Source organism: Sphingobium sp. SG1 (assembly GCF_057063145.1).
On the sequence record NZ_JBVVOJ010000003.1, the window covers coordinates 285,860 to 295,626 of the forward strand.

Genomic DNA, 9,767 nt, shown 5'->3' on the forward strand with positions numbered 1-9,767 from the left:
TTTCACCTGCTATTTTCGTTTTCGTTCAAATTCGCTCAGTAATTCGTCCGCATCGCCCGCATCATGCGCTGCCACCATTGCGGGGCGCCCAGACGATGCACGGTTTGCGGCGCAGGCGCCATCGCCCTAAGATCAACCGGGTTTGAAGCGCCGTAAAGCGCCAATCCGGCCAAAGTAGCGAAGGCCGGGCCACTATGCGCTTCGGGCATGGCTGACAAGCCACGCGGGCGACCGACCCGCACCGCACGCCCCAATGCGCCTTGCGCATAGTCGGCAATGCCCTTCATCTCCGCGCCGCCGCCGGTCAGCACGACCTGGCGCCCGGTGCTGTTGAAACCCATGCCGGCCAGCGCCGCATTCACTTCCGCCATGATCTGGTTCAGTCGTTCGCAGATGACGCCGACCAGCGCCGCGCGGGTGATCTTGCCGCCTTCCGCATTGGGGCCGGCGCTCTGCCCCGGAATGGCGACATCGCCATGGGGCGTCGCGATCTCGATCATCTCGCGGAAGTCGCGGCGGTTCTGCATCGCCGAACCATAGAAGCATTTGATCCGCTCCGCCTGGCTGCGGCGGATGCCGAAGGCCGAAGAGATATCATCGGTAATGTCGGACGCACCCATCGGGATCGAATGCAGCCCCACCAGCATGCCGCCGGCATAGAGCGAAACATTGGTGACCCCTGCCCCCATCTCGACCAGCGCCACGCCCAGGTCGCGCTCCTCTTCCGACAGGCAGGCGAGGCCCGTGGCGATCGGCGAGGCGACGATCGAATTGACGTTGAGATAAGCGCCACGCACGCACAGGTCGAGATTGGCGAGCGGCGCGCCATCCGCCAGCACGACATGGATGTCGACGCCCAGCAGATCGGCATGCATGCCCAGCGGCTTCTTCACCGGCACCTTGCCATTGATGGTGAAGCAGGTCGGCTGCGCATGCAGGATGATGCGGCCATCGGGGTCGATGCCCTGCTGGCCGGTGGTCAGCAGATCGTCGATGTCCGGCTGCTCGACGCGATAGCCGCCCATGTCGCGCTCGACCGTGACGACGTCGCTGACCAGGCTGCCACCCGAGAAGCTGACCCAGACATCCTCGATATTGGTGCCGGCAACACGCTCGGCCTGTTCCACCGTCTCGCGCACGGCCAGTTCGGTGCGTTCCATATCGGCGATGAAGCCGCGGCGCACGCCCCGGCTCTCGCGCTGGCCGGTGCCCAGGATCGCCAGCTCACCCGTATCGGTGCGCCCCGCGATCAGCGCGGACACCTTCCACGATCCGATATCGATCGCGGTGATGAGCTTTTCGACCTTGGGCTGTGCCATGACTTAGCCTTCCTCGCCCGCGGCAGGCGCACTTGCGGTCTTTTCCGCCTTGGCATCCGCCGCTGCCGGCTTATCGCTGGTCTGGCCCTGCGGCAGACGCAGCACGAAACGATCGGGATCACGCATGTCGAACTTGACGATGCCCCGGCCGAGCAGCCGGTTGACGCCATCCATGCGCGCGAAATTCACCAGCGCTGCCGCCGATGTCTGTTCGCCCTCAGGCAGCGACAGCGTTTCCCCAGACTGAAAGCGCAGATCCCAGCGACGGTTCCCGACCCAGGTTGCGCCAGCCAGCATCGGCTTCAAGGCAGGCGCGCTTTCCATCAGCTTGTTGAGACCGGCGGTCTGGAGATTGGCGTTGGGGCCGACCACAAGCGGCAGGTCCGGCATCGCCCCGGCCGACACCGATTGCAGCACCACGCCCGCCACGTCGATCAGATGCAGTTGCCCGTCATGCTGCCACACCGCGACCGGATCACGCTCGACGATATCGACGACCAGCGTGTCGGGCAGGCGGCGGGAAATGCGCGCATCCTTGACCCAGCCAAGCTTCAGCATTTCCTGCCGCACCTTGGGCAGGTCGAGCGAGAGCATCGAGCGATCGACCTGGCCGAGCGCGATATTATAGACCGGCATCTCGTCCATGCGCTCGACGCCGCGCACCTCGACCTTCTCCACCTCGAAACCGGCGCGCGCGGCCAGGCTTGCCGCCTGCTGGCGCGCCATGTCGGGCAGCCCCGCATAGATGGCGATGGCGATCGCTATGCCACCGAAAATCGCAAAGATCGCCCAGGTGGCCAGCTTCTGCAGCGTATCCTCGCTGATCGGCAGCAATTCGAGCAGCCGGTCGAACGAGGACTGGCGCTTGAGCTGGCGGCCACGGCCCGATCCGGCCTTGGCGCGCACCTTGCCCCGCGCCGTGCTCAGCCGCGCCGTGCCGCCGCGCCGGATCCGTGCCTCAGCCATTGCCAGCCCCCATGTTCGCCCCCCTCGTCAATGCTTCCTCGCAGATCCGCTCGACCAGCTCGGCATATTCGATACCCAGCTTTTTCGCCTGTTCCGGCACCAGGCTCAAGGGAGTCATGCCTGGCTGGGTATTGACCTCCAGCAGGTAAAGCCCCTCGACGCCCTGGCTGTCGTCCCAGCGGAAGTCTGAGCGCGACGCGCCCTTGCAACCGAGCAGCTGGTGCGCCTGGAGCGCGATCGCCTTGCACGCGTCCGTGATCTCGTCCGGTATCTCCGCCGGGCAGACATGTTCGGTCATGCCGTCGGTATATTTGGCGTCGAAATCATAGAAGCCGCTCTTGGGGCGCAGCTCGGTAACGAGCAGCGCCTCATCGCCCAGCACGGCGGTGGTCAGCTCGCGCCCGCGAATATAGGGTTCAGCCAGAAGCTCGGGAAATTCCTGCCAGGGGCCGACGCTGTCGCGGGCGATGGGATTGCCATAATTGCCCTCGGCGGTGACGATCGCCACGCCGACCGAGCTGCCCTCATTGACGGGCTTCAGAACATAGGGGCGCGGCAGCGGATCGCCGGCATAGAGGCTCTCGCTCGTCACGATATGGCCGCCGGGCATGGGGATGCCGTGCGGCACCAGCGCCTGCTTGGTCAGTTGCTTGTCGATCGCGATGACCGATGTGGCAAGGCCGCTATGGGTGTAGGTGAGGCCCATCAGGTCCATCATGCCCTGCACCGTGCCATCCTCGCCCGGCACGCCATGCAGCGCGTTGAACACCACGTCTGCCTTGGTCTCGGTCAGGCGAGCGGCGACGTCGCGATCCATATCGATCCGCGTGACGCGATGCCCGCGCGATTCCAGCGCCTTGGCAACGCCCTCGCCGCTCGACAACGACACCGGCCGCTCCGCAGACCAGCCGCCCATCAGAACGGCGACATGCCAGGGACCACGGCTCATGCGTAACACTCCAGATCAATTCCAATATTCGTCATCCCAGCGAAGGTTGGGATCTCATTACCTTCACCGACAGTGAAAGAAGGGAAGTGAGATGCCAGCCTTCGCTGGCATGACGGAAAAAATTCACCGATCACTTCGCCAACCCCACACGCTGGATTTCCCATTCCAGCTCGACACCGCTCTTTTCCTTGACGCGGCGGCGGACTTCCTCGCCCAGCGCTTCGATGTCGGCGCTGGTGGCGTCGCCGGTGTTGAGCAGGAAGTTGGTGTGCTTCTCGCTCACCTGCGCGCCGCCCAGCGCGAGGCCGCGACAGCCCGCTTCATCGACTAGCGCCCAGGCCTTGTGCCCGTCCGGGTTCTTGAAGGTCGATCCGCCGGTCTTGCTGCGCAGCGGCTGGCTTTCCTCGCGCGCGGTGGCGATGCGGTCCATTTCCGCCTGGATCGCGGCCGGTTCGCCGGGTTCGCCGCGGAAGGTCGCCGATACCACGACCGCGCCATCGACCATGTTGGAATGGCGATAGCTGTAATGAAGATCGCGGTTGAGCAAGGTCACCTGCTCGCCCGAGCGCAGCACCACCTCGCATTCGACCAATATGTCCGCGGTCTCGCGGCCATAGGCGCCGCCATTCATCCGCACGAAGCCGCCGACCGTGCCGGGGATGGAGCGGAGAAATTCGAGACCGGCAATGCCTGCGTCCCGCGCGGTCGAGGATACGAGGATGCCCGACGCACCACCGCCGCAGACCAGGGTGGTGGCGTCCAGCGCCTCCACCTTGGCGAAGGGCTTGCCCAGACGCACCACCACGCCCGGCACGCCGCCATCGCGAACGATCAGGTTGGAACCGAGGCCGAGCGCCATCACCGGCATCGCCGGATCGAGCATGGCAAGGAAATCGGACAGGTCGTCGGCGTCCTTGGGCTCGAACAGCCATTGGGCCGCCCCGCCCGCCTTGAACCAGACGAGCGGTGCCAGCGGCGCATCGGCCTTGAGCGCGCCGCGAACGGCCGGGAGAGAAGCCATCACCGTCAACCGCGCACGCCCCAGAGATTCATCCAGCTCTTCATCGCCTTCATGCCCGCCTCGCCGGCCTGATGCGCGGCCATGCCGGTCTGCACCTGCTTCTGCGCCGCCTCGACCATGTCGCGCGCGACTTCCACGCCCTGCATCTGCATGTCGATCATGCGCTTCTGCATTTCGAGGCCGACATTGAAGAGCTCGAACATCAGGCGGTTTCCTTGGCCTTGGCAATGACCGCAGCGGACAGGCCCGCCGCCCATTTGGTGATATCACCGGCCCCCAGGCAGATGATCATGTCGTCGGCCTGGACATCGGCGGCGATGACGCGGGCAAGATCGTCCGCATCGGTGACAGTGGCCGCGTTGCGATGGCCACGGCGCTTGAGCCCGGCGACCAGCGCCGCGCTGTCGACATCCTCGATCGGCTGCTCGCCAGCGGTATAGACCGGCGCGGCATAGACGATGTCGGCGTCGTTGAAGGCCTGCTGGAAATCATCCATCAGGTCGCGCAGGCGGGTGAAGCGATGCGGCTGCACCACGGCGATGACGCGGCCCTTGGCGCCTTCACGCGCAGCGGCGAGCACCGCCTTGATCTCGACCGGATGGTGGCCATAATCGTCGATGACGGTGGCCACGCCTGCGCCAGCGGGGATTTCGCCGACCTTGGTGAAGCGGCGCTTCACGCCGCCGAACTTGGCAAAGCCGGTCTGGATGGTCGCGTCATCGATGCCCATCTGCAGCGCCACGCCGATCGCGGCCATGGCGTTCAGCACATTGTGGCGGCCGGGCATCGGCAGTTCGATCCCCTCGATCCGGCGGGTCGCGCCGTCGCGCTCGCGGATCTGGACGTCGAAGCGATTGCCGCCCGGCACCGGCTGGACATTCTCGCCGCGAATATCGGCCTGGGCAGAGAAGCCATAGGTGACGATGCGGCGGTCCTGCACGCGCGGCAGGATGGCCTGAACCTCGGGATGGTCGAGGCAGAGCATCGCCGCGCCATAGAAGGGCACATTTTCGACGAACTCGACAAAGGCGTCCTTCACCGCGTCGAAGCTGCCATAATGGTCGAGATGTTCGGGATCGATATTGGTCACGACCGCGATCGTGCCGTCGAGGCGCAGGAAGCTGCCATCACTCTCATCGGCTTCCACGACCATCCAGTCGCTGTTGCCCAGGCGCGCGTTGGAGCCGTAGCTGTTGATGATGCCGCCGTTGATGACGGTCGGGTCGACCCCGCCCGCGTCCAGCAGTGCCGCGACCATCGAGGTGGTCGTGGTCTTACCATGGGTGCCGGCGATGGCGACCGTGGATTTGAGGCGCATCAGTTCGGCCAGCATTTCGGCGCGGCGGATCACCGGCACGCGATTTTCCAGCGCCAGCTCGACTTCCGGATTGCCGCGCTTGATCGCGGTCGAGGTGACGACCACGGCGGCATCGCCCAGATTTTCGGCCTTGTGGCCGATCATCACCTTGATGCCTTTGGCGCGCAGCCCTTCCACGACATAACCTTCGGCGACGTCGGATCCTTGAACCTTGTAACCCAGATTATGCATGACTTCGGCGATACCGGACATGCCGATGCCGCCAATGCCAATGAAATGGATCGTGCCGATGTCGGTGCCGACACCCTTCATGCCTGATATTCCTTGTTCCAATATCCGTTCGCCCTGAGCGAAGTCGAAGGGCCCAGCAGAGCCGCAGGCGAAGCGGCTTCGCTCCGCTCAGCAGAGGGCTTCGACAGGCTCAGCCCGAACGGGGAGAGATATGTGCGGATCATGCAGGGACGCCCTGCAAATTGAGCGTGGTCGGCGTGGGGCCGACGCGAAGCGGGTCATTCATGATCGGCGCGGGGCCGATGCTTTCGAGCAGGTCTGCCATGTCGCGCGCCGCATCCGGGCGGCCACAGGCACGGGCGCGCTTGGCGGCATTTTGCAGGGCGCCGGGTTCCAGCGCCATCTTCTGCATCTGCTTGGCCAGTTCCACCGCGGTGAAGCGCGACTGGGGGATGGTGCGGGCGCCACCGGCTTCGGTCATCTCGCGCGCATTGGCGGTCTGATGATCGTCCATGGCGCTGGGTAGCGGCACCAGGATGGCGGGACGGCCGGCACAGGTCAGCTCGGCCAGGGTCGATGCCCCTGCCCGCGCGATCATCAGATGCGACCAGCCCAGCTTTTCGGGCACGTCGTTGAAATAGGTGGCGAGATCGGCCGGGATTTCCATCTCGGCATAGGTGGCGCGCACCCGCTCGATATCCTCGGCACGGCACTGCTGCGTCACCTGAAGGCGGCGGCGCAACGCGATCGGCAGCATCGACAGCCCTTCGGGCACGACGCTCGACAGGATGCTTGCCCCCTGGCTGCCGCCGATCACCAGCACGCGGAACACGCTCTCATCGGTCAGCGCGGGAAATTCCTCGTCGCGCAGCGCCTTCACTTCCTCGCGCACCGGATTGCCGACCAGATGCACCTTGCCGACATATTTGTCCTTGAGGCGCTCGACCACTGGATAGGCGGTGGCGATCGCGTCGACCCGGCCGGCGAGCAGGCGGTTGACCCGGCCCAGCACCGCATTCTGCTCATGGATCGCGGTCGGGATGCCGTCGGCCAGCGCGCCCAGCAAAGCGGGCATGGCGGGATAGCCGCCAAAGCCGACCACGGCAGTCGGCTTGAACGTGTCGTTGAGACGGCGAGCCATCGCACGGCCGGCCAGGATCGCCTTCAGGGCGCCGGGCCAGCTCGCCGGATTCTTGGTCATGCGGCCCGCCGGCATGACATGGACCTGCGCCTTATCGAAGATGCCGGGGATCTTCGCGCCCCGCTCATCGGTGACGAGGGCGACATGATGGCCGCGCGCCATCAGTTCCTCTGCCACCGCATGCGCGGGAATCATGTGACCACCCGTCCCGCCGGCGGCGAGGACGAAGTGACGGGAAATGCTCATCGACCACTCCATTTGACGACCGTGTGCCGACCCATGAAGGGGTTGCGCCGCGTGAATGCGAGCAGCAGGCCGACGCCGATACAAAGCGCGAGCATAGAGGAGCCACCGTAGCTGATAAAGGGCAGCGTCATGCCCTTTGACGGAAAAATCTGCGCATTGACGCCCATATTGATGATCGCCTGCAGCCCGAACTGCGTGGTGAGGCCGGCGGCGGCGAGGATGGTGAAATTATCCTCCTCGTCCAGCAGGCGCAGCAGCACGCGCACGACGATCGCCAGATAGACGCAGGCGATGGCGATGCAGGCGAGCAGGCCGAACTCCTCCCCGATCACCGAGAAGATATAGTCGGTATGGGCTTCGGGCAGGCGGAACTTGTTCTGCCCCCCGCCCGGCCCGACGCCGGTGAAGCCGCCATGGGTGATGGTGCGGAAGGCCAGGTCCGTCTGGTCCGGGCCGGTATCCATCTGGACACCGATGCCCAGGAAGTCGTTGATGCGCTGCCGGCCATTTTCATAGAACATGTAGACCGCGACCAGCCCCGCCAGCGCCAGTCCGCCCAGCATGGCGATCCAGCGCATTTCGAGGCCCGAGAGCATCAGCAGCACGCCCCAGCAGGCCAGGAAGATGACCGTCTGGCCAAAATCCGGCTGCTTCATCAGGATCGCCGCGATCAGCAGCGTCATCGCGCCGGTGAGCGGCATCACCGGCAGGCTCTGGTCCTTGGCGCGCAGCGACAGCAGCCAGGCCAGCGTCACGACATAGACCGGCTTCAGAAATTCCGAGGGCTGAAAGCGGAATCCCGGCAGGTCAATCCAGCGCTTGGCACCGTTCACGGTGGAGCCGAGCAACGGCACGAACAGCAGCATCAGGAAAAAGAAGACGGCCAGGAAGATCGCCAGTCGCCGCGCCTGCGGCCGCGGCAGCATGGAGATGACCAGCATGATCGGCAGGCCGATGAACACCCACATCAGTTGGCGGTAGAAATAGATCAGCGGATTGACCGCCACCTGCGCGGTCGAGCGGTCGATCGCGGCCACCGGCGATGCGGCGGCCACGGCGACCAGCCCGATCGCCATCAGCGCGACGATCAGCGACAGCAGCACCCGGTCGATTTCCCAGAACCAGATGGCCAGCGCGGTACGCTCGCGCGGCACGGTGCGGGTCTTGAAGCCCTTCACCAGTTCGCCCGCCCTGAACATGCCCTTACGTCCCTCGCTATCCATCCCGTTGCCCCCGATCGCCCTGCCTATTCCAGTGCGTTCTATTCCAGCGCGTTCACGGCCGCGGCAAAGGCATCGCCGCGCGCCTCGAAATCCCGGAACTGGTCGAAACTGGCGCAGGCCGGCGACAGCAGCACGACATCGCCCGGCTGGGCGATGCGCGCGGCGCGACGGACGGCGGCGCTCAGCATCTCGCTGTCATCGACCGCCATGTGCGGCCGCAACAGGTCGGCAAACATGTGGCCCGCCTCACCAATGGTGTAGGCATGGGCGATATTGCCGTAATAAGGCGCGCATTCATCCAGATTGTCGGACTTGGCGACGCCGCCCAAAATCCAGTGGATGCGGGGCTTGCCATCCCTGGCCGGCCAGGCACCCAGCGCCGGCGCGGTCGAAGCGGCATTGGTCGCCTTGCTGTCATTGACGTAGAGCACGCCATTATACGTACCCACCGCCTGCATCCGGTGCGGCAGGCTGGCATAGCTGGCGAGCGCGGCCATGATGGTCGCGTCATCAATGCCCAATGCCTGGCCGACCGCGATCGCAACTGCGGCATTCTGGGCATTGTGCGGCCCCTGCAGCGAAGGCCAGCCAAGCTGATCTTCGCCATCGATATCCGCCGCCTTCACTTCGCGCAGCTGCGCCGGGGCCGATGCGGCGATGCCACGGCTCGGCTCATCCTCGGTCGCGATGACCGCGACATGGTCGGCCGACTGCATCGCGAACAGCCGCGCCTTCGACGCGACATAGCCGGCAAAGCCGTTGTAGCGATCGAGATGGTCGGGCGTGATGTTGAGCAGCACGGCAACATCGCAGTCGAGACTGTGGGTGAGGTCGATCTGGTAGCTGGACAGTTCCAGCACATAGACGCCCACGCCATGCAGGTTCGGCTCCAGCGGTTCCTGACCCAGGATCGGCAGGCCGATATTACCGCCCATCCGCGCCGGGAAGCCCGCCTGCTCGATGATGTGATGGATCAGCGCGGTGGTGGTCGACTTGCCGTTGGTGCCGGTGATGCCGACGACCTTGTGCGGCGGTAGCGTCGGCCGGGCGAGGGCGAACAGTTCGATGTCGCCGATGATCGGCACACCGGCGATCTTCGCGCGCATCGCGATCGGATGTTTGTTGAGCGGCACGCCCGGCGACACGACGATGCCGTCGAAGCCGGCTAGGTCGATCTCCATCGGGTCGCCCAGTTCAGCCTTGTCGGCGACGGCCGCCCGCGCTTCCTCGCGACTGTCCCAGGCGACGACGCGCGCGCCGCTGGCGACGAGCGTCTCGACCGTGGCCAGCCCCGAACGGGCCAGCCCCAATACGGCGTAGGTCTTCCCCTTGAAGGCCTGCGAAACGATCATC

The 9,767-nt window shown here is 65.3% G+C and carries 9 protein-coding genes; all 9 read right to left on the bottom strand.

What is annotated here, in order from left to right; all coding sequences use genetic code 11:
• Positions 1–35: 35 nt before the first annotated feature.
• Positions 36–1,319, bottom strand: a complete 1,284-nt coding sequence (gene ftsA, locus AC0KVN_RS09305) for a cell division protein FtsA (RefSeq protein ID WP_483656081.1) — start codon at positions 1,317–1,319, stop codon at positions 36–38.
• Positions 1,320–1,322: 3 nt separating this feature from the next.
• On the bottom strand, positions 1,323–2,285 hold the full coding sequence (locus AC0KVN_RS09310) for a cell division protein FtsQ/DivIB (protein ID WP_004207953.1): 963 nt from the start codon (positions 2,283–2,285) through the stop codon (positions 1,323–1,325).
• Positions 2,278–3,234, bottom strand: coding sequence for a D-alanine--D-alanine ligase (locus tag AC0KVN_RS09315; RefSeq protein WP_435566750.1), 957 nt, complete (start codon positions 3,232–3,234; stop codon positions 2,278–2,280). The genes AC0KVN_RS09310 and AC0KVN_RS09315 overlap by 8 nt, the downstream gene beginning before the upstream one ends.
• 130 nt (positions 3,235–3,364) lie before the next feature.
• A complete protein-coding gene (gene murB, locus AC0KVN_RS09320; protein WP_435566905.1) occupies positions 3,365–4,255 on the bottom strand; it encodes a UDP-N-acetylmuramate dehydrogenase in 891 nt (296 codons plus the stop codon).
• 5 nt (positions 4,256–4,260) lie between these two features.
• Positions 4,261–4,458, bottom strand: a complete 198-nt coding sequence (locus AC0KVN_RS09325; RefSeq protein WP_004207957.1) for a hypothetical protein — start codon at positions 4,456–4,458, stop codon at positions 4,261–4,263.
• Positions 4,458–5,885: a UDP-N-acetylmuramate--L-alanine ligase gene (gene murC / locus AC0KVN_RS09330; protein ID WP_435566751.1), complete on the bottom strand. Its 1,428-nt coding sequence runs from the start codon at positions 5,883–5,885 to the stop codon at positions 4,458–4,460. The genes AC0KVN_RS09325 and murC overlap by 1 nt, the downstream gene beginning before the upstream one ends.
• A 139-nt stretch (positions 5,886–6,024) precedes the next feature.
• Entirely contained in the window at positions 6,025–7,191 is a 1,167-nt protein-coding gene (gene murG, locus AC0KVN_RS09335; protein WP_037510496.1) for an undecaprenyldiphospho-muramoylpentapeptide beta-N-acetylglucosaminyltransferase, read from the bottom strand.
• Positions 7,188–8,390 carry an FtsW/RodA/SpoVE family cell cycle protein gene (locus AC0KVN_RS09340; RefSeq protein ID WP_010336276.1) on the bottom strand — a complete coding sequence of 401 codons (1,203 nt, stop codon included), beginning with the start codon at positions 8,388–8,390 and terminating at the stop codon, positions 7,188–7,190. Before AC0KVN_RS09340 ends, murG begins: the two co-directional genes overlap by 4 nt.
• A 62-nt stretch (positions 8,391–8,452) precedes the next feature.
• Positions 8,453–9,766: a UDP-N-acetylmuramoyl-L-alanine--D-glutamate ligase gene (murD, locus tag AC0KVN_RS09345; RefSeq protein ID WP_483656082.1), complete on the bottom strand. Its 1,314-nt coding sequence runs from the start codon at positions 9,764–9,766 to the stop codon at positions 8,453–8,455.
• Position 9,767 lies beyond the last annotated feature (1 nt).

Coding starts and splice junctions, on each gene's coding strand:
- murC (WP_435566751.1), bottom strand. CDS start 5,885: ATGAAGGGTGTCGGCACCGACATCGGCACGATCCATTTCATTGGCATT.
- murD (WP_483656082.1), bottom strand. CDS start 9,766: ATGATCGTTTCGCAGGCCTTCAAGGGGAAGACCTACGCCGTATTGGGG.
- AC0KVN_RS09340 (WP_010336276.1), bottom strand. CDS start 8,390: ATGTTCAGGGCGGGCGAACTGGTGAAGGGCTTCAAGACCCGCACCGTG.
- murB (WP_435566905.1), bottom strand. CDS start 4,255: ATGGCTTCTCTCCCGGCCGTTCGCGGCGCGCTCAAGGCCGATGCGCCG.
- murG (WP_037510496.1), bottom strand. CDS start 7,191: ATGAGCATTTCCCGTCACTTCGTCCTCGCCGCCGGCGGGACGGGTGGT.
- ftsA (WP_483656081.1), bottom strand. CDS start 1,319: ATGGCACAGCCCAAGGTCGAAAAGCTCATCACCGCGATCGATATCGGA.
- AC0KVN_RS09310 (WP_004207953.1), bottom strand. CDS start 2,285: ATGGCTGAGGCACGGATCCGGCGCGGCGGCACGGCGCGGCTGAGCACG.
- AC0KVN_RS09315 (WP_435566750.1), bottom strand. CDS start 3,234: ATGAGCCGTGGTCCCTGGCATGTCGCCGTTCTGATGGGCGGCTGGTCT.
- AC0KVN_RS09325 (WP_004207957.1), bottom strand. CDS start 4,458: ATGTTCGAGCTCTTCAATGTCGGCCTCGAAATGCAGAAGCGCATGATC.